Annotated in this window: 24 protein-coding genes; 13 read left to right on the plus strand and 11 right to left on the minus strand. The window is 64.5% G+C overall.

Annotated features, from left to right (window positions below):
• Positions 1–20: 20 nt before the first annotated feature.
• From U5817_RS19095 to leuA, 10 genes are all read right to left on the minus strand, one after another.
• Positions 21–722 carry a tetratricopeptide repeat protein gene (locus U5817_RS19095; RefSeq protein WP_407278452.1) on the minus strand — a complete coding sequence of 234 codons (702 nt, stop codon included), beginning with the start codon at positions 720–722 and terminating at the stop codon, positions 21–23.
• Positions 723–958: 236 nt separating this feature from the next.
• Positions 959–1,291 (minus strand): YegP family protein, encoded by a 333-nt coding sequence (locus tag U5817_RS19100; protein ID WP_169132483.1) that lies wholly within the window; start codon positions 1,289–1,291, stop codon positions 959–961.
• 89 nt (positions 1,292–1,380) lie between these two features.
• The gene (locus tag U5817_RS19105) at positions 1,381–1,782 is read right to left on the minus strand and encodes a DUF3597 domain-containing protein (RefSeq protein ID WP_407278453.1); all 402 of its coding nucleotides are present in this window, start codon (positions 1,780–1,782) and stop codon (positions 1,381–1,383) included.
• A gap of 131 nt (positions 1,783–1,913) precedes the next feature.
• Complete coding sequence (locus tag U5817_RS19110; RefSeq protein ID WP_407278454.1) at positions 1,914–2,486, minus strand: dihydrofolate reductase family protein; 573 nt, start codon at positions 2,484–2,486, stop codon at positions 1,914–1,916.
• Positions 2,487–2,622: 136 nt separating this feature from the next.
• A complete protein-coding gene (locus U5817_RS19115) occupies positions 2,623–3,174 on the minus strand; it encodes a dihydrofolate reductase family protein (RefSeq protein WP_407278455.1) in 552 nt (183 codons plus the stop codon).
• A gap of 114 nt (positions 3,175–3,288) precedes the next feature.
• Positions 3,289–3,621 carry a YnfA family protein gene (locus U5817_RS19120; RefSeq protein ID WP_169132487.1) on the minus strand — a complete coding sequence of 111 codons (333 nt, stop codon included), beginning with the start codon at positions 3,619–3,621 and terminating at the stop codon, positions 3,289–3,291.
• 158 nt (positions 3,622–3,779) lie between these two features.
• Positions 3,780–4,325 (minus strand): hypothetical protein, encoded by a 546-nt coding sequence (locus tag U5817_RS19125; protein WP_407278456.1) that lies wholly within the window; start codon positions 4,323–4,325, stop codon positions 3,780–3,782.
• Between the two features lie 96 nt (positions 4,326–4,421).
• Positions 4,422–4,865 carry a hypothetical protein gene (locus tag U5817_RS19130; RefSeq protein ID WP_407278457.1) on the minus strand — a complete coding sequence of 148 codons (444 nt, stop codon included), beginning with the start codon at positions 4,863–4,865 and terminating at the stop codon, positions 4,422–4,424.
• A 75-nt stretch (positions 4,866–4,940) separates the two neighbouring features.
• Positions 4,941–6,803, minus strand: a complete 1,863-nt coding sequence (locus tag U5817_RS19135; protein WP_407278458.1) for an ATP-dependent nuclease — start codon at positions 6,801–6,803, stop codon at positions 4,941–4,943.
• A gap of 520 nt (positions 6,804–7,323) precedes the next feature.
• Positions 7,324–9,021: a 2-isopropylmalate synthase gene (gene leuA, locus U5817_RS19140; RefSeq protein WP_407278459.1), complete on the minus strand. Its 1,698-nt coding sequence runs from the start codon at positions 9,019–9,021 to the stop codon at positions 7,324–7,326.
• 169 nt (positions 9,022–9,190) lie between these two features.
• Here leuA and U5817_RS19145 point away from each other — a divergent pair, with 169 nt between their 5' ends.
• The 3 genes from U5817_RS19145 (at position 9,191) to U5817_RS19155 (ending at position 11,084) form a co-directional block, all read left to right on the plus strand.
• Complete coding sequence (locus U5817_RS19145; protein WP_407281104.1) at positions 9,191–9,661, plus strand: Lrp/AsnC family transcriptional regulator; 471 nt, start codon at positions 9,191–9,193, stop codon at positions 9,659–9,661.
• Between the two features lie 364 nt (positions 9,662–10,025).
• Positions 10,026–10,661: a response regulator gene (locus U5817_RS19150; RefSeq protein WP_407278460.1), complete on the plus strand. Its 636-nt coding sequence runs from the start codon at positions 10,026–10,028 to the stop codon at positions 10,659–10,661.
• 9 nt (positions 10,662–10,670) lie between these two features.
• Positions 10,671–11,084, plus strand: a complete 414-nt coding sequence (locus U5817_RS19155) for a response regulator (protein WP_407278461.1) — start codon at positions 10,671–10,673, stop codon at positions 11,082–11,084.
• Here U5817_RS19155 and U5817_RS19160 read toward each other — a convergent pair.
• Positions 11,078–12,502, minus strand: a complete 1,425-nt coding sequence (locus U5817_RS19160) for a CHASE3 domain-containing protein (RefSeq protein ID WP_407278462.1) — start codon at positions 12,500–12,502, stop codon at positions 11,078–11,080. The two genes, U5817_RS19155 and U5817_RS19160, sit on opposite strands and share 7 nt — an antisense overlap.
• 202 nt (positions 12,503–12,704) lie before the next feature.
• Here U5817_RS19160 and U5817_RS19165 point away from each other — a divergent pair, with 202 nt between their 5' ends.
• From U5817_RS19165 to U5817_RS19210, 10 genes are all read left to right on the plus strand, one after another.
• Entirely contained in the window at positions 12,705–13,121 is a 417-nt protein-coding gene (locus U5817_RS19165; protein ID WP_407278463.1) for a hypothetical protein, read from the plus strand.
• Between the two features lie 131 nt (positions 13,122–13,252).
• On the plus strand, positions 13,253–13,891 hold the full coding sequence (locus tag U5817_RS19170) for a phospholipid-binding protein MlaC (RefSeq protein ID WP_169132495.1): 639 nt from the start codon (positions 13,253–13,255) through the stop codon (positions 13,889–13,891).
• A gap of 25 nt (positions 13,892–13,916) precedes the next feature.
• Complete coding sequence (locus U5817_RS19175; RefSeq protein ID WP_169132496.1) at positions 13,917–14,225, plus strand: BON domain-containing protein; 309 nt, start codon at positions 13,917–13,919, stop codon at positions 14,223–14,225.
• Between the two features lie 23 nt (positions 14,226–14,248).
• Positions 14,249–14,521: a hypothetical protein gene (locus U5817_RS19180; RefSeq protein WP_407278464.1), complete on the plus strand. Its 273-nt coding sequence runs from the start codon at positions 14,249–14,251 to the stop codon at positions 14,519–14,521.
• A 63-nt stretch (positions 14,522–14,584) separates the two neighbouring features.
• Positions 14,585–14,782, plus strand: a complete 198-nt coding sequence (locus tag U5817_RS19185; RefSeq protein ID WP_169132498.1) for a glycine zipper 2TM domain-containing protein — start codon at positions 14,585–14,587, stop codon at positions 14,780–14,782.
• A gap of 204 nt (positions 14,783–14,986) precedes the next feature.
• Positions 14,987–16,762 (plus strand): glyoxylate carboligase, encoded by a 1,776-nt coding sequence (gene gcl / locus U5817_RS19190; RefSeq protein ID WP_169132499.1) that lies wholly within the window; start codon positions 14,987–14,989, stop codon positions 16,760–16,762.
• A 142-nt stretch (positions 16,763–16,904) separates the two neighbouring features.
• A complete protein-coding gene (gene hyi / locus U5817_RS19195; protein ID WP_407278465.1) occupies positions 16,905–17,684 on the plus strand; it encodes a hydroxypyruvate isomerase in 780 nt (259 codons plus the stop codon).
• A gap of 153 nt (positions 17,685–17,837) precedes the next feature.
• Positions 17,838–18,722: a 2-hydroxy-3-oxopropionate reductase gene (gene glxR, locus U5817_RS19200; RefSeq protein ID WP_407278466.1), complete on the plus strand. Its 885-nt coding sequence runs from the start codon at positions 17,838–17,840 to the stop codon at positions 18,720–18,722.
• A 455-nt stretch (positions 18,723–19,177) separates the two neighbouring features.
• On the plus strand, positions 19,178–20,446 hold the full coding sequence (locus tag U5817_RS19205) for a glycerate kinase (RefSeq protein ID WP_169132702.1): 1,269 nt from the start codon (positions 19,178–19,180) through the stop codon (positions 20,444–20,446).
• A gap of 140 nt (positions 20,447–20,586) precedes the next feature.
• Positions 20,587–20,985, plus strand: a complete 399-nt coding sequence (locus U5817_RS19210) for a GlcG/HbpS family heme-binding protein (protein WP_407278467.1) — start codon at positions 20,587–20,589, stop codon at positions 20,983–20,985.
• The last annotated feature ends 108 nt before the right edge of the window (positions 20,986–21,093 follow it).

Below are 21,093 nucleotides of genomic sequence, written 5' to 3' on the forward strand. Positions count from 1 at the left end.
CCGGCAAGACCAAGGCGCAGTCATTGCCTGCCGTCCTTCGCCAGCTTTGCGTCGGCCTGGCTGGCGTCAAGCGCCAGCGACTGGGCCTGCGCTTCCTTCAGCTGGTCCGCTGTCAGGCCGCGCGCCACGTCCGCGCGATGTCGTACCGCATCGACCTGCAGCGCAGCCGCGGCGCGATTGAACCACACGTAGGCGAGCACCGGATCCCGCGGCATACCCACGCCGTCACGGTACAAACGCCCCAGTTCGAGCATCCCGTCGGGATCCCCCGTTTCGGCTGCCGTCCGGATCCACCTCACGGCCTGGCCGTAGTCCTGCAACACACCGAAGCCGCTGCGGTAGAGCTTTCCGAGCATCACCATCGCCGCGGGCTTGCCCTTCTCCGCCGCCGCCTGCAACCAACGCACCGCCTCGGCGGCCTGGTCGCCCTCCTGCACGCCACCGAACAGCAGGATCTTCGCAATCCGGACCTGGGCGTCCGCATCGCCTTCCTGCGCCTCCCTCAGCGTATGCGGATCGATCGCGGCTCGCGCCGGCACGGGCTCATTCGTCGCGAGTTCATCCACTCGCGGCTCGTCGAAGGCCCAGAACACCGCGATGGCGATGAGCACCAGCGGCAGCGCGCCGGCGGAAAAAGCGAAGCGCCGGCCCGACGACGCGGGGGGCGCCCAGAAACGATGATGGCAGGCGCGGCAACGATACGGCCGCAGCCCCGGATTCATGTGCCTCTCGGCGTCCGATCGCCAACCGGACTTGCGGCAGTCCTGGCTCATGCAAGCGGGGCATGTGACGTTGGCGTGAGGGCTCATCCTAGCGTCGGAAGTTCGGGCAGCCCGGCTACCCGTTCATTGATCCAGTCCGGGAGATTATGCGCCGTCCTGCCGTTGAACGACTGACTTCCCGCCGTGCCGAGGCGACCAGGAAAGCGTGCCCCTGGACGCCCCGCGCGGCAAACGGATCAGGTGTTGTCCTTGACCGTCTTCGTCGCCCCGTTCTCCTTCACGCTTGCGATGCCGGCATCGCGGGCGGCTGCGGACGCATACATCTGGCTCGTCCCGATCACCTGACTATTTGCAGCCTTCAGATTGAAGAACTCCTTCCCGGCAGACGAGGTCTTGCGCTCATAGCGTTCATCGCTCCCGCAATTCGCCTGCACCGATGCGACCCCGTTCTCCGCCGACCCCTTGGCCTTGTACAACTCGCTCGTGAGAATCGTCTCGCCGTTACCTGCCTTGAGAACGAAGCGAAACTGTCCATCGCTACTCTTGCTCAGCTCGAACCAACCCGCCATTTGGATGCTCCTTCTGTTGAACAAAGAATGCGCAGGATTGCGCGGTGATCATGCAAAAGAGATCAAACGTCCGAAACCGGACCTCCCGGCTACAGGAGCTCGCTGGGGATATTCCCGCCGTTGTCCGCCAGGCGCTGCAGGACCGTCTTGTGTAGCCAGATGTTCATCTGCGCGGAATCCCCCATCTTGTCACCGGGACAGCCAAGCTCGGCTGCCAGCTCCTTGCGCGCCGCAAGACTGCTGTCCAGGCCAAGCAGCTTCATCAGGTCGACAATCGACACCTTCCAATTGAGCTTCTGCGCACTCGCGGCGGAAAGTGCCTCAAGCTTCGCCACGACATCGACCTGCGAGATCGCCACGGGGGCGGCAGCCGGGGTTGCGGGCGCGGACTGTGCTCCCGCGGTTGCGGAAGCCGGGGCGGCCGACCCTGCGGGGGGTGCTGCGTCATCGCCGAACCCCAACTTCGCGAGGATGCTGCTGAAAAGTCCCATGACGACTCCTTTACGATGATCCGCCGACCGCGGAATGCCATCGGCAACACTTCACCATAGCCCAAATTCGTTACGCATGGTTCACCCGCGACGCCCGCCGCCCGATCAGGGCAGTCCGCTGTAGTGAATCGTCAGGCGGCGTCGGCACCACCGCTCTTGCATACTTCGTAACGGAGTACCGCCATCCCTGCACCGATCTGACGAACCGATACCAGGCGCAGGGTCGGGCTCAACACCCTGCGAGGAAACAGTTGCTTGCCCCTGCCAAGGGTGACCGAACCGATCTGGATGATCAGCTCGTCCAAAAGACCCGCATCATGGAACTGCCCCGCGAGGTCACCGCCGCCGACAATCCAGATGTTCCTGGTACCGGCTGCAACGCGCATATCCTCGTGAATGGGGCGCACATCCCCTTTCACGAACCGGATGTCTGCACCTTTGATGATCGGGAGCGTGCGACTGGTGAATACCCAGGCAGGCTGTACATAGGGCCACGGCGAACCCGTTTCGGCGGCAACCCTCTCCGAATTGCGAAGCATCCACTCGTAGGTGGCCGATCCCATGGCCAGCGCGCCGACCCCGGCAATAAACTCGGGATAACCCGAGTCGTTCAGGTCGCCGAGTGGAAAGAGCCAATCCAGAGAGTCATCCTCGGTGGCGATGAAGCCATCAAGACTTGTGGCTGCGAAGTATTGAGTCTTCATTCCTGTGTCTTGCTCCAGAATTCAGTCGCCCCCGCGGTACGTCCGCCACAACCGGCGGACCAGCGCAGCGCGACGCAACGCTATTGCCTGCCTGTGTTGATGGCGTTGTCAGACGAACCGTCTCGGGATCAGCGTGTCACGCCACACCTTGATAGCGAAGGATCACGCAGCCGACCGAAAGCGGGCGTGATTCGAGCAACTGAAGCTCTTGCTGCTTCAATCCGTCAGCAAACAGGGGTCTGCCCTTGCCATGAATGACTGGAGCGATACCAATACGATATTCGTCGAAAAGCCCCGCGTTCATCAGCGTCTTCGAGAGATCGGCGCTCCCGAAGACGAATATGTTTCCGTTTCCCTGTTGCTTCAGCCTGGCCACTTCCTCTGCGACCTTGTCCTTCACCAGTGTCGTGTTGTTCCAGGCCGCAGTCTGCAGGGTGCGCGAACAAACCACCTTCGGAAGGCGGTTCATGTAATCCGCAATATCTCCCTGTGCCGTCTGCCAATATGCGGCCATGCCCTCATAGGTTATACGGCCGAACAGAAGCGCATCGGCCGACGCCAACTGTTCAAGGGAGAATCGTTCGAGTTCTTCGCCCCAGACCCGTTCGTGCCACGGCAGGTCCCAGCTCTTCGCCCCCTCGAAGCAGCCATCGAGGGTGATGAGATTCCACATGATCAGTTTTCGCATCGCATGATCTCCTTTGTGTTCCGGCCGCTTGGCGTGGAAGCGGGCGGCTTGCGCGGCTTTTCCCGCAGGCCGCTCGCTTGCCGAATTGGGCCACAGACGCGAAGCCTGTGGACGCTATGCATGCCGTGGAGCAAACATAATGATCGCCATGCCAACCACCGCAACCAGAGAACCGGCAATATCCCAAGCGGTGGGTTTGATGCCATCGACGAGCCATAGCCACATGATGGCGACGAAAACGTAAACGCCGCCGTAGGCAGCGTAAACACGCCCAGCCGCTGCGGGATGGAGCGAAAGGAGCCACGCAAAAAGCGCCAGACTCAAAGAAGCGGGAACGAGAAGCCAAGCGCTCTTGCCTTCCTTGAGCCAAAGATATGGCAGGTAGCAGCCGACAATCTCGGCGACTGCCGTAACAAGGAACAGGGCAATAGTTTTTAGCTCAAACATTCGAATGCTCCGCAGGCCGCAGAGAATGCAGGAGTCGGCACTGGTGGTACGGCATGCAATGCTCGGCCGGAGCTGAAAGGTGATTCATGAGGCTCAACGTAGAAGTGACCGGACCTGCGCGGCTTTTCGCACAGGTCCGCTGGATTGCCGGGTTGTTCCTAGGCAAAAACACTGGTGACCGCACCGTAAATTACGAGCATTACGCCGAAAGCCTGCTCCTTAAAACCTCCAACGGTTGCTTTCTCTACCTGCTCGGACAACTTGTGGAGCGCTGACTGATTTAGATCGATTGAACTCGAAAGCTCTGATTTCACCTCTTCGATGCGAGAATGGATCTCTCGATGTTGCGTAGCTACTTCAGAGCGTAATTCTTCGAAACGGGCCTCAAGTGCGGCAAACCGTTCTTCAATCGTTTTTCCAGCGCGGATTACGGTGGCGGAGATGCTGGCCGACGCGCTACCGGAAGCCGTGACACTTGCGGAAATGGTGGTGGCGCGCACGAAGATCGGGCATTCACGAAACCACGCTATGACAGTGGCCACAAGGCTTTGATTCCGGAATAGCCCCAGATTGCTATCCACCGAATAGAGGACGATCAGCCCCCCCACGATTTGCATAGCCGTTCCGGTGAGTTTATTGACCAACACCGTCTCGGCTGGAAAGCGGGCAAGAGCAATCCAATGTGCATAGCCGAGTACTGCCATAACGAAAACCGGCCAAGCCCTCCAGAACCAAATTGCTAAGCGTCGAATCATGTGCATGCTAGGCCCAACGCTCAGGCTAAGCCGTTGGTTGGGGGGCTATTCCGCACGACCTAACAGCTCCTTGGCTTTCTTGAGCCGCTTCACTATCGCCTGGAACCTAGGCCCCTTCCGAACATCTGCGATGCCCTCCGTCCCATCGGTGCGGTAGTAGGATTCAACAGCTGCGATATACCTCTCGCAGTAAGCGACCTCTTGTTCGTAGTTCTTTTCTTTTCTCGAAAGGATCGCGACACGCTCGAAATAGTAGGGCGCTGCAACCAGGCCGGCCTTCTCCATGGTTTTCAGTTCTGCCTCACAACACTCCTTCATGTAGTGAAGATCATCTTTCCTTTGCTCAGCCAGCTCCCACGTCCGGCGACCTTCTACCAAGTTTGCGCCGCCAGTTAGCTCGGCAATGAGCTCGCCGGATGCTTTGGATTCCCCCGACGGCTTATGAACCTGGGGGGACTTCGTACGGAACAGCTTGCTCAACAGGTTCATGAATATTCCCCTGCCATCCAACGTGGAAGTGAGCGGCCTGCGCGGCTTTTCGCGCAGGTCCGCTCGACTGCCGGGTTATGCACTGGCTGCAAGAGCCACATTGATCGATTTCAATACGTCATCGTCCTTCCCAAGAGCAACGGGAAAACCTTTAACGTTAAGTATCTTGCTTTTAATAGAGACAATGAGTTTCTCTCCTTCGACGGCCAAACCAAATATCTTTGATCTCTCGCCCAATAGTGAGCGAGCCAACAAGTCGAAATTTTGCGAGGGATCGCCGCCCCTAAATCTTGCGTGTGCGGGGGCCACCACCGAAAGGAGCAAGTCTCTCAATGCGTCAGCCTCGCAAATTACCTCAGCGTTTGAGGCGTAACGAAGACAGCGCACCACATCGGAGTACGCGCCCTCTATGTCCGCGCGTGTAAGCTGATTGAGGTGATCGATTTCGGAAACGGCTACGCTAGGTTTTTCAATGGAAGCGAACTGATCTGCGCTTAGGTAATAGGACTCTATTGAGCCTCTGCGCAGAATGAATAGACCAGACTGCTCTAGCAAGTCGAGCAATGCGGTGACTCGTGTCTTGATACTCAACCAAGCATTGTCAGGAGCAAGCTTGCAAAGTTCATCCGAGTCGGCCGTGAATAGTGCACACAAAGCAGATCGACGCCTTGCCAGCAACTCTTCATCGTGTTTTTTGTTTACCCAATATGGGTGCGCTTCTGCCTTGGAAGAAATTTCGGTCCATCGACCATCGACCAATTTGCAGAAATCCCCAAGTACTGAGCCCGCCATCTGCTGTGCTGATGCAAATCCGAGTGAACTGGCATTCGTATCTGCAACTGGATTGTCGATAAGGTAGGAATTGATTAAATCAACTCCGTCAGCAATTCCGTCTGCGTCGGCCAACGCAACAGGGCTCTTTCCAAGAAGGCGCAGCAACTTCGCAACAACTGGCATTTGGCCCTTGCCAATAACGGGGAGAAGCTGTGATCCGGCAGCTTCGAGATGCATATCTAGTTGCCCAGCAAGGGCACTGCAGATAATCACATCCGACGGCCCCTCGACTAGCAAAGGTCGCTTCGAAAACAGCGAGAGCTTATGCTCTTGCCCAAGCCTGGCAATTAGGCTCTGTACTTTCTTATTCTTTAGCTCACCTGCGTCGGCCGGAATTTGAACGGGGTCTGTCATGAGGTCATAACAGAAGACTAGCGATAACAGGTCTTCCGGACCTTGGATTTTAAGCATCTCCGTTGAGTGCGTTGCAATGATGATTATCTTCTTATTGCCTCCAGCTGAAGGATGCCCAGCAACACTCAGAAGCTCCTTCAGCAGAAAGGCTTGCAGTTGAGGGTGTAAGGACACCTCGGGCTCATCAACAAGAAGCGCACCTACCTCGTCGTCATAAAGTGCTGCAAGTATCCCGACCAAGTGCATTAGGCCTGATGCCTCGCGACCTGATGAATACGGTTTTGCATCAATATCTAATCGAGAAAAAGATATCTTTAGATTGCCTCCGTCCCAATCGATGAGGACATCTCTCTTAAATAGCTTCCTGAGCCTCTCCTGAATCTTTATCAGAATATCTGCCCGTTCTGCGAGCGTTTGGAAATCCCCAGTTAGAGTTTCCATTCGATGTCTGCGAGAAGCATCCCCTTTGCTGCCATATGTCGCTTGATCGTAATCTGGGTTTCCGCCCCGATGGCCGTCATAATCAGACCTAAACTGTTCTAAGAGTCCCATACGACCGGCCGACAGGAAGCGAACATGCTTGCCATTCATATGCTGGCTAAGACTGTTCTTTAGCCCTCTGAGGAGGTGCGTCTTACCAGAACCGTTTGGACCAAGAAGAACCGTAAGGCCGCGATTCAAAGTGAACTTACGCGTGAAATTGCCGTTGTGGCTGTTGATCTGCGCTGTAATTTCAAGCGGGAAGCTCACTGCAAGTACCTCTTATGCATAACAATTGTAGTAGACCGAATCCGTCAATATTAAGCTAGATGCAATCGGCCTATTGTGGCTGGAAATGCCTGCCAGCGCCGTGCGGGCCGCCTTCGGGCATTTCGGATTCACTCAACTTAGCCGAGCGGTATGCCCCTGTCAAATGCGTACGGCGTGCCGCATGAATTGTTGCACAAGCCATTGATTTCTCAAGCAAGACCGCCGGCAATACGAGCTCCGGGCAGGCGACGACGTGCGTCTGTCGCTGGGCGCGACTGGGTGCGCGCCGATGCTCGATCAGCGCTGCGCCGCGCGGGACGTGTGCGAAGGTTTCGACGGCAGTTGCGGCGGGGACGGCGCAGGAGGCGCGGGGGAGTCGTCGACGAACTCGACGTCGGGTTCAAGCGGCGTGCATGCCAAGGGATCGGCGCGCGCCAAAGCGGACGGGGCGACACCCTATCGTGTTCGCCCCATGATCAGCGAGGCGCAGACGCACGCGCGTCTGCGCCCTGCCGCCCCGTCAGGCGGCGTGCGGCCTGTCGGTCGCGAGCGCGGCGCCGCCGGCGCGGTTCAGCGCGCTGACCATCGCCTTGATCGACGCGGTGACGATGTTCTCGTCGATGCCCACGCCGAAGCAGTCTCCGGCAGCGCCGGGGCGGGCGACTTCGATCAGCGCGTAGGCGCGGGCGTCGCCGCATTGGGCGCTGCTGCCGAAGGAGCGCTCCTCGTAGCTGCGTACCTGCAGGTCGATGCCGATGCCGTGCAAGGCGCGCACCGCGGCGTCGATGGGGCCGTTGCCTTCGGCGACGAGGATCTGCGGCTGGCCGTTCACTTCGAGCGTGAGGCGGATGCCTTGCGCGGCGTCGTGCTCGAAGAGGTGGTGCTCGACGTAGCGCACCGACTGGTCGTTGGCGAGATAGGTCTCGGAGAACAGGCGCCAGATGTCGGCGGCGGTCACTTCGCCCTTGTGCGTGTCGGCGTGCTTCTGCACGACGGCGGCGAATTCGACCTGCAGGCGCCGCGGCAGGACGATGCCGTATTCGGTTTCGAGCAGGTAGGCGATCCCGCCCTTCCCGGACTGGCTGTTGACCCGGATCACCGAGTCGTAGCTGCGGCCGACGTCCGCCGGGTCGATCGGGAGGTAGGGCACGTTCCACGGTTGATCGGCCTTGTGAGCCGCGAAGCCCTTCTTGATGGCGTCCTGGTGGGAGCCGGAGAAGGCCGTGAAGACGAGGTCCCCGACGTAGGGGTGGCGCGGGGAGATGGGGAGCTGGGTACAGTGCTCCACGGTTCGGGCGACGGCGTTGATGTCCGAGAAGTCGAGGCCCGGATTGACGCCTTGGGTGTAGAGGTTGAGCGCGAGGGTGACGATGTCGACGTTGCCGGTGCGCTCGCCGTTGCCGAAGAGGCAGCCTTCGACGCGGTCGGCGCCGGCCATGAGGCCGAGTTCGGCGGCGGCCACCGCCGTGCCGCGGTCGTTGTGCGGATGGACGCTGATGAGGACGCTGTCGCGGCGGGCGACGTTGCGGTGCATCCACTCGATCTGGTCGGCATGGACGTTGGGCGTGGCGACCTCGACCGTCGCGGGGAGGTTGAGGATGACCTTGTTGTCGGGCGTCGCGCCCCAGGCTTCGGTGACGGCGTTGCAGACTTCGAGCGCGAAGTCGAGCTCGGTGGCGGTGAAGGTCTCGGGGCTGTACTGGAGCCGGATGTCGGTCTCGGGCTGCTGGGCCGCGAGTTCCTTGATGAGCTTCACGGTCGACACGGCGAGCTCGATGATCTGCGGCTTGCTCATGCCGAAGACCGTCTCGCGGAAGGTTTCGGAGGTGGCGTTATAGACATGCACGATCACGCGCTTGGCGCCGCGGATTGATTCCATGGTGCGGCGGATGAGTTCCTCGCGCGCCTGGGTGAGGACCTCGATCGTGACGTCGTCGGGGATGTGGCCGCCTTCGATGAGCTCGCGCACGAAGTCGAACTCGATCTGCGACGCGGACGGGAAGGCGACTTCGATTTCCTTGAAGCCGATGTCGCACAGCGTGTGGAAGAGCTGCAACTTCTTCGCCGCGTCCATCGGTTCGAAGATGGACTGGTTGCCGTCGCGCAGGTCCGTGCTCATCCAGATCGGATGCTTGTCGATGACGCGGCCGGGCCACTGGCGGTCCGGGAGGTTTACCGGCGGGAAGGGACGGTACTTGCGGGACGGGTCGGTCAACATGATGGGGTCCGGGCGCTGTTGTCGTTGTCGATGAGGAGCATGGTACGCAATTGCGCTTGGCAGAGGCTTGCGTTTTTGCAGTGCACTACGGCGATTTTTGGCAGATTATTGCTCGCGTGCTAGATTTTACGACATGGACACCGAACACAAACACAAAACCGGCAATCCAATGGAACTCGACCGCTACGACCGTGAGATCCTGCGCGTGCTGCAGCAGGATGGACGCATCAGCAACCAGGACCTGGCCGACCGCATCGGCCTGTCGCCCTCGCCCTGCCTGCGGCGCGTGCGGGCGCTGGAGGAGTCCGGCCTCATCTCCGGCTATCGCGCGCAGGTGAATGCGAAGGCGCTGGGCCTGACGCTGATGGCGCTGATCCAGATTTCGATGGACCGGCATACGCAGGAGCGTTTCACGGACTTCGAGGCGGCGGTGCTGGACATTCCGGAGGTGCTGGAATGCCTGCTGATCACCGGCCAGGCGGCGGATTACCAGCTGAAGGTGGTGGTGCGCGACATGGACGCCTACCAGGAGCTGCTGCTCAACCGCATCACGCGCATTCCGGGCGTGACGGGGGTGCATTCGAGCTTCGTGCTGCGGCGGGTGATCGACCGGCAGGCGCTGCCGGTGGGCGGTGCGTAGATACTGCTATCCGGGTTAATCGCTGCGGGACGTAGGGAGGGAAAGCCGAAGGCCGAGTTTGGCAAGGGCGCCGCCAATCGAAGCGCCAGAGACCGCCCGAACGCCGCGTGGCGGGATACGCTACGCTGCTCCCGCCCTACGAGGGACTCCGCGTTCCGACACACCTGTCGCAGGCACGGAACGTAGGGCGGGAGGAGCCGAAGGCGTATCCCGCCAGACAGCGCTGGAACCTCCCCCGTACGTTGGACTGGCGGGATACGCTGCGCTCCTCCTGCCCTACATGACGTGCGGGCGCGAAAGAGAGGACGCGAACGCAAGCGGACATCGGCGGACTAAACCCGCAGGTGCCACTTCGGGAGACTGCATGCTCAGAATCGCCATCGTCGATGACCACCAGATCGTGCGCGCGGGCTTCCGCGAGATGCTTGCGGACGAGCTGGACCTGGAGATCGCCTTCGAGGCCGCCTCGGGCGAGGACGCGCTGGACGCGCTGCGCGAGACGGGCGCCGACGTCGTGCTGCTGGACCTCGCCCTGCCCGGCCAGAGCGGGGTCGATGTGCTGCGCGCGATCCGCCAGCGCTTCGAGGGGGTGCGGGTGCTGGTGCTGTCGGGCTTTCCCGAGGACCGCTATGCGATGGCCTTGCTGCGCAGCGGCGCGGACGGCTACCTGTGCAAGGACTGCGAGCGCGAGGAGTTGATCCGCGCGATCCGCACCGTGGCGGACGGGCGGCGCTACGTGTCGGCGCGCACCGCGGAGCTGCTCGCGGAGGAGCTGGCGGGGGGCGGCACGGCGCCGCCGCACGAGTCGCTGTCGGACCGCGAGCTGCAGGTGTTCCTGCGACTGGCGCGGGGCGAGTCGGTGACGGAGATCGCGGATTCGCTGGTGCTGAGCGTGAAGACCGTGAGCACCTACCGCTCGCGCGTGCTGGAGAAGCTGGAGGTGGCGAGCAATGCGGAACTGGCGGCCTATGCGATCCGGCAGGGGCTGCTGGTCGAGTGAGGGCGACGCATGATGGCGCACACGACCTACCCGCCGCTGAAGGTGCTGCTGATCGAGGATTCGCCGCTCCTCGGCAGCCTGCTCGGCGCGATGCTGGAGGAGTTGGAGGGCGTCGCGGTGGTGGCGGTCGCGGGCGACGAGGCGGAGGCGTTGCAGGCGCTGCAGGAGCGGCGGCCCGACCTGGCGATCGTCGACCTCAACCTGCGTGAAGGCAGCGGGCTCGGGGTGCTGCGGGCGCTGCGGGCGAAGCCGGAATGCTACGGCCGGCCGGCGACGGCGGTGTTCACCAACCACGCCCATGCGCACCTGCGCGAGCGCTGCCGTGCGCTGGGGGTGGATCGCTTCTTCGACAAGGCGCTGGAGATGGATGCCCTGCTCGACTACGTCGAGGCCGTTCGGCGCGCGTCCATGGAGACTCACTGAGCCGCGTCGGCGGCCGGCTCCCCCTGCACCTCGTGCTCGTGCGGCAGGCTCGCGCGGATGCGCGTGCCCTGTCCGTGACCGCTGTCGATTACAAGTTCGCCGGCGAACATCTGCACGCGATGGCGCATCCCGGCCAGGCCGTGGCGCCCGCGCGCTGCATCGGCATCGAAGCCGGCGCCATCGTCCGCGACCACGAGCTGCATGTACCCGGGCGTAATCTGCAGTGACAGCTCGACACGCTGCGCATGCGCATGGCGACGTACGTTGGTCAGCGCTTCCTGTGCGATGCGGAAGAGCGCGAGCGAGATTTCGGGCGGCAGGGGCAGATCGGCGTCGGGCAGGTCGAGTGCGACTTCGACGCCGGCATTCTTCGCAAATTCCTCGCCCAGCGTGCGCAGCGCGGCGACGAGGCCCAGCTCCTGCAGCAGCGGCGGACGCAGGTCGTCGATGATGCGGCGCTTGAGCGCGATGCCGCTGTCGAGGGTGCGCAGCAGGCGGTCGAAGCGTTCGCGGTGCGGCGCGAGGGCGGCCGGTTCGAGCTTGCGGGCGATCCACGCCACATCCATGCGCACGGCGGTGAGCAGCGCGCCCAGCTCGTCGTGCAGCTCGCGTGCGAGGCGCGCCTTTTCCGCCTCGCGCGTGTTCGTGAGGTAGCTCGCGAGGTCCGAGAGTTCGGCCGTGCGGGCGCGAACCTGCCGCTCGAGGCGGACGTTCTCCTGCGCCAGCAGCCGCGCGATCTGTTCGCGCAGGCGCACCTGCGCACGCAGCACGAGGAACAGGATCAGCAGCAGCGCGAGCGCGCCGCCCGCCAGCGTCGCGACGACCCAGCGCGTGCGGTCGACGTGGGAGATCGACGCCTCGAAGGACTGTTGCCCCTGCGCGCGCGTGCGACGCTTGATCTCGCCCAGCGTCTTGCGGATGTCGTCCATGTAGCGCCGCCCTTCCGCCGAGGCCGAGCGGTCGACGAGCTGACCGCGCTCGACTTCGTCGGAGAGGATGCGCATGCGCAGGGTGATGAGCCCGGTGAGCTGGGCGAGGAGCTGCTCGCTCTCCGGCCCCTTGCCGAGGTCGAGGTGGATGTCGTCCAGCGTGTAGGTGACGGTCGCGAGGCTGTTCAGGTAAGGCTCGAGGTAGGCACGGTTGCGCGTGAGCAGGTAGCCGCGCACACCGTTCTCCGCTTCGACGAGCTGGATCATCAGGCTGTCGACGCGGCCGGTGCGCTCGGCGTGCAGCTGCAGATCCCCGAGCGCCCGCAGGCTGGTGCCCGCCTGCCAGAAACTCGAGCCGAACAGCGACAGCACCAGCGCGCAGCCCAGGGCCAGCAGGCCGTGGCGGCCGAAGCGCGCAATGCGTTCGGCGCGCGCGTATGCGCGCAGGGACGCAGGAAAGGACGCCCCTAAGGGCTTGATCAGTTTCATGGCGAATCTCCACGACGGCGCGCGTGCGCCCTGCGTCTTGCAGGAATCGTCCTACACGCGATTCCGCCTCGTCCGACAGACCCTCCCCGGCTCGATCCCTAACATGGGTCTTGCTCGCAGCGAGCCCCGCACATGGCGCGAAGCAGCACTGCCCGGCGGGGCCGCGAACGAACGATAGCCCCACAACAGCAGGAGAACAGCGATGAAAAACATTCTTACCGTGCTCGCCGTAACGGCCGCGACCGCCCTGCCCCTCGCGGCGACCGCCGCAGAACCGGCCCAACCCGCGACACCTGCCCAGCGCGCAACGCCGGCCACGCCCGCGATGCCAACCGACACCGGGGTACCGGCCCAGCGCGCGACACCGGCCCAACCGGCAACGCCGGCCGACCCGGCGAAGCCCCCCTCCCAGGGTGTGGCGCCCGAGGCTGGCCGCACCGAGCTGCCGCCGATGTTCAAGGAACTCGACAAGGACAAGGACGGGCAGATCTCGAAGGACGAGAGCAAGCGCTCGGCCGAGACCAAGGCGGACTTTGATTCGATGGACACCGACCGCAACGGAAAGATCTCGCTGGTCGAGTGGAGCGCGGCCGACAAGGCGAAACGCTCGAAACAGTAAGCGCGGCCGGCGTCGGCTGAATCTCGCCGGGCACGGCACGGAGGGGGCGCGACTCGCACGAGCCTGCGTCCGCCGCCGACCCGCCGGGCGGTTCCCCCGAACCACCGCCATTCACTGCAAGGAGACCTTCCATGATCCGAACACTGCGAACCTGTCTCGTCTGCCTGCCGCTGATGCTGGCGCCCGTGGCGCTCCACGCGCAGGAATCCAGCCCCGACGCGCTCGTGAAGGGCGTGACCGAGGACGTGCTGACCGTGCTGCGCGAGGACAAGGCGCTGCAGGCCGGCGACCAGCGCAAGGCGATGACGCTGATCGAGGAAAAGATCGGCCCCCACTTCGACTTCCCGCGCATGACCAGCCTGGCAGTCGGCCAGGGGTGGCGCCAGGCGGCGCCCGAGCAGCGCGAGGCGCTGACCCGCGAGTTCCGCACGTTGCTGGTGCGCACCTACGCCAACGCGCTGACCTCGTACAAGAACCAGACGGTGAGCTACAAGCCGGCGACCCCGGGCCGCGAGGACGGTGCGGCGATGGTACGCACGCAGATCAACCAGCCGGGCGGCCAGCCGATCGCGGTGGATTACCGCCTGACGAAGAACGCCGGCCAGTGGAAGGTGTTCGACGTGAGCATCGACAACGTGAGCCTGGTGACGAACTACCGCGGCACTTTCGCGAGCGAGCTCTCCAAGGGCGGGCCCGACGGGCTCATCCGCACGCTGCAGGAGAAGAACCGCGGCGCGGCACCCCAGCCCGGCAAGGGCGGCAGTGCCTGACCAACGATGAAGAGGAGGACGCATCATGAACCGCACAATCGCCAGAACGACCCTGCTCGTCGCAGTACTGACTGCATTGACGGCCTGCGGCGGCACGCCGACGCGCGAAAGCACCGGCGAATACATCGACGACAGCGTGATCACGACCAAGGTCAAGGCGGCCTTCGTCGAGGACAAGGCGGTCAACGCCCTGGACATCAAGGTCGTGACCTTCAAGGGCGCCGTGCAGCTCTCGGGCTTCGCGAACAACCCGCAGGAGATCGACCGCGCCGTGCAGCTCGCCCGCAACGTGAAGGGCGTGACCTCGGTGAAGAACGACATCCGTCTGAAATGAAACCCGACACACAGGAGAACGCCATGAGCACCACGAAAACTTCCCGCAAGCTTGCCCGCCCGCTGCTGGTCGCGGCGCTGATGGCGCCGCTGCTGCTGGCGGCCTGCGGCAAGGAGGAAAGCGGGTCAGCGGTGCCGCCGCCGTCTTCCGCGCCGGCGACCAGCGCGCCGCCGATGACGACTCCGCCGGCAACGCCGAGCGAGTCGACACCGCCGGCCACGTCGTCGCCGCCGACGGGCGACGCGACATCCGCACCGCCGGCCGCACCCGCGACCGGCAGCGAACCGCCGAAGTAAGCGCGGCAAACCGGCCCGCCGGCCGAACCGGCGGGCGGGCCGGCCTTCCGCAAGGAGGAGATCATGAACAGCCATAGCCTGAAATCGATACTCGTCATCGTGGCCGCCGCCTTCAGCCTGTCGGCCTGCTCGACCACCGGCGGCACCATCCTCGGCGCCGCGGTCGGTGCGGGCGTCGGCCACGCGGTGACCGGCTCGACGGCCGGCGCGGTCGGCGGTGCAGCCGTCGGCGGCATCATCGGCCACGAAGTCAGCCACTGATCGCGACGGCACGACGCCGCCCCGTGCCCCCGGCAGCCCGCCGGGGGCTTTTCATTTCCGCGCGCCCCGGCGGAGCCGCATTCGATACTTGAAGTATCGACAGAAAGGACCCCCACTCCAATTCATTCCGGCTGCGTTCCTCCCTATCCTGCATCCAACGTCAATCAACGGCCTCGAGCCGAAACGGAAACAGGAGGAGACACCATGGCCCGCATGAGAGCAGTCGACGCCGCCGCGGCAGTGTTGCGCAAGGAAGGCATCACGACGCTGTTCGGCATCCCCGGCGCGGCGATCAACCCGCTGTACTCGGCGCTGCGCAAGGACGGCAGCTTCAGGCACTACCTCGCCCGCCACGTCGAGGGCGCTTCCCACATGGCCGAGGGCTACACCCGCACCAAGGCCGGCAACATCGGCGTGTGCATCGGCACCTCGGGCCCGGCGGGCACCGACATGATCACGGGTCTGTACTCGGCATCGGCCGATTCGATACCCATCCTCTGCATCACCGGCCAGGCGCCGCGCGCCCGCCTGTACAAGGAGGACTTCCAGGCGGTCGATATCGAGTCCATCGCCAAGCCGGTGACGAAGTGGGCGGTGACGGTGCGCGAGCCGGCGCAGGTGCCGCGCGTGTTCCAGCAGGCCTTCCACATCATGCGCTCGGGCCGCCCCGGCCCGGTGCTGATCGACCTGCCCTTCGACGTGCAGATGGCCGAGATCGAGTTCGACATCGACACCTACGAGCCGCTGCCGGCGTACAAGCCCGCCGCGACCCGCGCGCAGGCCGAAAAGGCGATCGCGATGATGAACGCCGCCGAGCGTCCGCTGATCGTCTCGGGTGGCGGCGTGATCAACGCCAACGCCGCCGCGAAGCTGCAGGAATTCGCCGAGATCATGGGTGTGCCGGTGATCCCGACGCTGATGGGCTGGGGCTCGATCCCCGACGACCACGCGCTGATGGCCGGCATGGTGGGCCTGCAGACCTCGCACCGCTACGGCAACGCGACGATGCTCGCGTCCGACTTCGTGATGGGCATCGGCAACCGCTGGGCAAACCGCCACACCGGCTCGGTCGAGGTGTACACGGAGGGCCGCAAGTTCGTGCATATCGACATCGAGCCGACCCAGATCGGCCGCGTGTTCGGGCCGGACTACGGCATCGTCTCGGACGCCGGCGCGGCGCTCGACCGCCTGATCGAGGTCGCCCGCGAGATGAAGGCGGAAGGCCGCCTGCCCGACCGCCGCCAGTGGGTCGAGGAATGCCAGGGCCGCAAGCGCACGATGCTGCGCAAGACGCACTTCGACGAGGTGCCGATGAAGCCGCAGCGCGTGTACGAGGAGATGAACAAGTCCTTCGGCCGCGACACCTGCTACGTGACGACGATCGGCCTGTCGCAGATCGCCGCGGCGCAGTTCCTGCACGTGTACAAGGAGCGCCACTGGATCAACTGCGGCCAGGCCGGCCCCCTCGGCTGGACCGTGCCGGCGGCCCTCGGCGTGTGCGCCGCGGACCCGAAGCGCAAGGTCGTCGCGATCTCGGGCGACTACGACTTCCAATTCATGATCGAGGAGCTGGCGGTGGGCGCGCAGTTCAAGCTGCCCTACATCCACGTGGTCGTGAATAACGCCTACCTCGGACTGATCCGCCAGTCGCAGCGCGGCTTCGACATGGATTACTGCGTGCAGCTCGCGTTCGAGAACATCAACGCGCCCGAGACCGAAGGCTATGGCGTGGATCACGTCGGCGTGGTCGAAGGGCTGGGCTGCAAGGCGATCCGCGTGAGGAAACCCGAGGACATCGGCCCCGCCTTCGCCCAGGCCAAGGCGTGGATGGAGGAGTTCCGCGTGCCGGTGGTGGTCGAGATCATCCTCGAACGCGTGACCAACATCGCGATGGGCACCGAGATCAACGCGATCAACGAATTCGAGGCGCTGGCCGAAAGGCGCGAGGACGCGCCGACCGCAGTGGCGCTGCTCGATTGAGGCCGGAACGGAAACGCCGCTGCGGCGGGATGGCTCCCGCCCTACGAGACCGCGAGAACCGTAGGGCGGGAGGAGCGAAGCGCATCCCGCCACCCGGCGCCGAGATCACCCATGAATCGAACCACTTCGAGAGAACCTGAACATGCCTAAATTCGCTGCCAACCTGACGATGCTCTTCAACGAGGTCGGCTTCCTCGACCGCTTCGAGGCGGCTGCCGACGCCGGCTTCAAGGGTGTCGAGTACCTCTTCCCCTACGCCTTCCGCAAGGATGAACTCGCCGAGAAGCTCGATCGCTACGGCCTGACGCAGGTGCTGCACAACCTGCCCGCCGGCAACTGGGACGCCGGCGAGCGCGGCATCGCCTGCGATCCGACGCGCGTCGGCGAATTCCAGGACGGCGTCGGCCGTGCCATCGAGTACGCCCAGGCGCTCGGCTGCAGGCAGGTGAACTGCCTCGCCGGCAAGACGCCGGCCGGGGTCGACGCGGGCCGCGTGCGCGAGACCTTCATCGAGAACCTGCGCTTCGCCGCGGGCGAGCTGAAGGGAGCGGGCATCCGCCTGCTGGTCGAGCCGATCAACACCTACGACATCCCCGGCTTCTACCTCAACCGCACCGCGCAGGCCGCCGAGATCCTCGAAGCAGTGGGCTCGGACAACCTCTTCATCCAGTACGACATCTACCACGCGCAACGGATGGAAGGCGAACTGGCGAACACGATCAAGCGCTTCCTGCCGCAGATCGCCCACATCCAGCTCGCCGACAACCCCGGCCGCAACGAGCCGGGCACGGGCGAGATCAACTGGCGCTACCTGTTCGACTTCATCGACCGCAGCGGCTACGAGGGCTGGATCGGCTGCGAATACAAGCCGGCCGCGACGACGCGCGAAGGATTAGGCTGGATCGAGGCGCTGACGCGCTAGAGCCCTTGTAGGGCGGGAGGAGCGCAGCGCATCCCGCCGGCCGTGCCGCAACGTACGCCGCGTGGCGGGATGCGCTAACGCTCCTCCCGCCCTACGAAAGCCCCCGACCACGACAGAGACCACATCACATATAAAAGGAAAGGAGAAACAATCATGGCAAACATCGGATTCATCGGACTCGGCATCATGGGCGCCCCGATGGCGCAGCACCTCATCGACGGCGGCCACACGCTGTTCGTGAACACCCACGGCAAGGTGCCGCGCCCGATCGTCGACGCCGGCGCCACCGTGTGCGAGACCGCGCGCGAAGTCGCGCAGCAGTCGGACTTCATCATCGTCATGGTGCCCGACACCCCCGACGTCGAGGCGGTGCTGTTCGCCGCCAACGGCGTCGCGGAAGGCCTTTCGCCGGGCAAGATCGTGATCGACATGAGCTCGATCAGCCCGGTCGCGACCAAGCAGTTCGCGCAGCGCATCAACGACCTCGGCTGCGAGTACCTCGACGCGCCGGTCTCGGGCGGCCAGGTCGGCGCGAAGGCGGCGACGCTGTCGATCATGGTCGGCGGCAAGCACTCCACCTTCGAGAAGGCGCTGCCGCTGTTCCAGCTGATGGGCAAGAACATCACGCTGGTGGGCAAGAACGGCGACGGCCAGACCTGCAAGGTCGCCAACCAGATCATCGTCGCGCTCAACATCGAGGCGGTCGCCGAGGCGCTGCTGTTCGCGGCGAAGAACGGCGCCGACCCGGCCCGCGTGCGCGAGGCGCTGATGGGCGGCTTCGCCTCCTCGCGCATCCTCGAGGTGCACGGCGAGCGCATGATCAAGCGCACCTTCGACCCGGGCTTCCGCATCGAGCTGCACCAGAAGGACCTGAACCTCGCGCTGACGGTTGCGCGCCAGATCGGCATGTCGCTGCCCAACACCGCGACGGCGCAGGAGCTCTTCAACGCCTGCGCCGCGCACGGCGGGGCCGGCCGCGATCATTCGGCGATGGTGCAGGCGCTGGAGAAGATGGCCAACTTCGAGATTGGGCAGTGAGTGGTCCATGCGCGGCCGGCACGGTCCCGGTATGCGCATACGCGTAATACCGGATGGTCCCCGCACCCCGCGCGGGCGAACATCCGGTCAGCTCAGACTATTAACGTGACTTTAGGTTGTGTGATGCACGTTCGCTCCCTCCCCTTCAAGGGGGCGGAGGCGGGGTTTCGCGGAGCATCACTCTGCGCCGCCGAAGCGGCGGAGCGAAGCGGAGACTCCCGGGTTGGGGTGGGGATGGGTTACGTAGGCGTGGCAGAAACCCATCCCCCTCCTAACCGGTAGTCTCGGCTGCGCCTCGCCGCTCCACAGGCGGCGAGCTGTGCTCGCCGAAACCCCTGTTCCGCCCCCCTTGAAGGGGGAGGAACAAGGTGCCCGAACAGACTTCAAACATTTTGATTGCCAAGTTGATAGCTCCGCCGCCCATCCAGCCCTTCTTCCCCGATACGGATCCTGCCATGAGCACTGAAACCGACATCCGCGCCCTGCTGCGGGAGATGTTCACCGCGGCGGTGCAGGCCGCCCAGCCCGAACGCTGCATCCCGCGCCACCTGCCCGCGCCGCCCAAGGGCCGCACCATCGTCATCGGCGCCGGCAAGGCCTCGGCGGCGATGGCGCAGGCGCTGGAACGCAACTGGCCGGGGCCGATTTCCGGCCTCGTCGTCACCCGCTACGGCTACGCCGTGCCGTGCGAGCGCATCACCATCGTCGAGGCGGCCCACCCCGTGCCCGACGCCAACGGCCTCGCCGCCGCGCGCGGCATGCTGGAGACGGTGCAGGGCCTCACCGCGGACGACCTCGTGATCTGCCTGATCTCGGGTGGCGGCTCGGCGCTGATGCCGCTGCCGGCCGCAGGCGTCACGCTCGAGGACAAGCAGGCGATCAACCGCGCGCTGCTGAAATCCGGCGCGACGATCTCCGAGATGAACTGCGTGCGCCGCCACCTCTCAGCGATCAAGGGCGGACGGCTCGCCGCGGCCTGTCATCCGGCGCGCGTCGTGAACCTGCTGATCTCCGACGTGCCCGGCGACAACCCGATCGACATCGCCTCCGGCCCCACCGTCGGCGACCCGACCACCTGCGCCGACGCGCTGGAGATCGTCGCCCGCTACGGCATCGATCTCCCGGCCGCGGCGCGCGCGCTGCTCGAAAGCGGCGCGGGTGAATCGATCAAGCCGGGCGACGCACGCCTCGCTCGCGTCACGACCACGCTCATCGCCACGCCGCAGATGGCGCTCGAAGCCGCCGCGAAGGTCGCCGCCTGCGCCGGCTTCACGCCGGTTCTGCTGGGCGACAGCATCGAAGGCGAAGCGCGCGACGTCGGCAAGGTCATGGCCGGCATCGCGCTGCAGGCGCGCCGTCACCGCCAGCCAGTGGCCGCGCCCTGCGTGCTGCTGTCGGGCGGCGAGACGACCGTCACGGTGCGCGGCAACGGGCGTGGCGGACGCAACGTCGAGTTCCTGCTCTCGCTCGCGGTCGCGCTGGATGGCGAGCCGGGCGTGCACGCGGTCGCGGGCGACACCGACGGCGTGGACGGACTCGAAGAGATCGCCGGCGCCTTCGTCACCCCCGACACCCTGAAGCGTGCCTGGGCACAGGGCATCCGCCCGCGCGACAGCCTCGCGAACAACGACGGCCACGGCTTCTTCGAGGCGCTCGGCGACTCGCTCGTGACCGGGCCGACGCTGACCAATGTGAACGACTTCCGGGCGATCGTCGTGCTGTAAACCACCGACCCGTAGGGCGGGAGGAGCCGAAGGCGTATCCCGCCGATCGGCGATCGAGGCTGCACCCACGCTGGCGGGATGCGCTGCGCTCCTCCCGCCCTACGATCAATCGACACACTGCCAAACACAGGAGAACACTCATGAAAACCATCAAGGCACTCACCCTCGACGACGTCAAGCGCATCGCCGCAGCCGCCGAAGCCGAAGCGCTCAGGAACGGCTGGGCCGTGACGATCGCCGTGTGCGACGCCGGCGGCCACGCGCTGTGGCTACAGCGCCTGGACGGCGCACCGCTCTCGAGTTCGCTGATCGCGCCTGAAAAAGCGCGCACCAGCGTGATGGCGGGCAAGCCCAGCAAGGCGCTGGAGGATATGATCAACGGCGGCCGCTTCGCGGCGCTGGCGATGCCGGTCGTGCCGCTGGAAGGCGGCGAGCCCATTGTCGTCGATGGCGTTGTGATCGGCGCGGTCGGCGTGTCGGGCGTCAAGGCCTCCGACGACGCGCAGATCGCCCGCGCAGGCATCGCGGCCATCGTCTGATCGGACAAGGAATGTAGGGCGGGAAAGCGAAGCGCATCCCGCCAATCCCAACGGCCGGAAGTGTCTCGACCGCCGCGTGGCGGGATGCGCTTCGCTCCTCCCGCCCTA

Source organism: Aromatoleum evansii (assembly GCF_045689615.1).
GTDB classification, from domain to species: domain Bacteria; phylum Pseudomonadota; class Gammaproteobacteria; order Burkholderiales; family Rhodocyclaceae; genus Aromatoleum; species Aromatoleum evansii.

Coding starts and splice junctions, on each gene's coding strand:
- U5817_RS19150 (WP_407278460.1), top strand. CDS start 10,026: ATGCTCAGAATCGCCATCGTCGATGACCACCAGATCGTGCGCGCGGGC.
- U5817_RS19180 (WP_407278464.1), top strand. CDS start 14,249: ATGAGCACCACGAAAACTTCCCGCAAGCTTGCCCGCCCGCTGCTGGTC.
- U5817_RS19145 (WP_407281104.1), top strand. CDS start 9,191: ATGGAACTCGACCGCTACGACCGTGAGATCCTGCGCGTGCTGCAGCAG.
- U5817_RS19110 (WP_407278454.1), bottom strand. CDS start 2,486: ATGAAGACTCAATACTTCGCAGCCACAAGTCTTGATGGCTTCATCGCC.
- U5817_RS19095 (WP_407278452.1), bottom strand. CDS start 722: ATGAATCCGGGGCTGCGGCCGTATCGTTGCCGCGCCTGCCATCATCGT.
- U5817_RS19115 (WP_407278455.1), bottom strand. CDS start 3,174: ATGCGAAAACTGATCATGTGGAATCTCATCACCCTCGATGGCTGCTTC.
- U5817_RS19100 (WP_169132483.1), bottom strand. CDS start 1,291: ATGGCGGGTTGGTTCGAGCTGAGCAAGAGTAGCGATGGACAGTTTCGC.
- U5817_RS19165 (WP_407278463.1), top strand. CDS start 12,705: ATGAAAAACATTCTTACCGTGCTCGCCGTAACGGCCGCGACCGCCCTG.
- hyi (WP_407278465.1), top strand. CDS start 16,905: ATGCCTAAATTCGCTGCCAACCTGACGATGCTCTTCAACGAGGTCGGC.
- U5817_RS19170 (WP_169132495.1), top strand. CDS start 13,253: ATGATCCGAACACTGCGAACCTGTCTCGTCTGCCTGCCGCTGATGCTG.
- leuA (WP_407278459.1), bottom strand. CDS start 9,021: ATGTTGACCGACCCGTCCCGCAAGTACCGTCCCTTCCCGCCGGTAAAC.
- U5817_RS19155 (WP_407278461.1), top strand. CDS start 10,671: ATGATGGCGCACACGACCTACCCGCCGCTGAAGGTGCTGCTGATCGAG.
- gcl (WP_169132499.1), top strand. CDS start 14,987: ATGGCCCGCATGAGAGCAGTCGACGCCGCCGCGGCAGTGTTGCGCAAG.
- U5817_RS19125 (WP_407278456.1), bottom strand. CDS start 4,325: ATGGCAGTACTCGGCTATGCACATTGGATTGCTCTTGCCCGCTTTCCA.
- U5817_RS19160 (WP_407278462.1), bottom strand. CDS start 12,502: ATGAAACTGATCAAGCCCTTAGGGGCGTCCTTTCCTGCGTCCCTGCGC.
- U5817_RS19185 (WP_169132498.1), top strand. CDS start 14,585: ATGAACAGCCATAGCCTGAAATCGATACTCGTCATCGTGGCCGCCGCC.
- U5817_RS19205 (WP_169132702.1), top strand. CDS start 19,178: ATGAGCACTGAAACCGACATCCGCGCCCTGCTGCGGGAGATGTTCACC.
- U5817_RS19210 (WP_407278467.1), top strand. CDS start 20,587: ATGAAAACCATCAAGGCACTCACCCTCGACGACGTCAAGCGCATCGCC.
- U5817_RS19130 (WP_407278457.1), bottom strand. CDS start 4,865: ATGAACCTGTTGAGCAAGCTGTTCCGTACGAAGTCCCCCCAGGTTCAT.
- U5817_RS19175 (WP_169132496.1), top strand. CDS start 13,917: ATGAACCGCACAATCGCCAGAACGACCCTGCTCGTCGCAGTACTGACT.
- U5817_RS19105 (WP_407278453.1), bottom strand. CDS start 1,782: ATGGGACTTTTCAGCAGCATCCTCGCGAAGTTGGGGTTCGGCGATGAC.
- glxR (WP_407278466.1), top strand. CDS start 17,838: ATGGCAAACATCGGATTCATCGGACTCGGCATCATGGGCGCCCCGATG.
- U5817_RS19120 (WP_169132487.1), bottom strand. CDS start 3,621: ATGTTTGAGCTAAAAACTATTGCCCTGTTCCTTGTTACGGCAGTCGCC.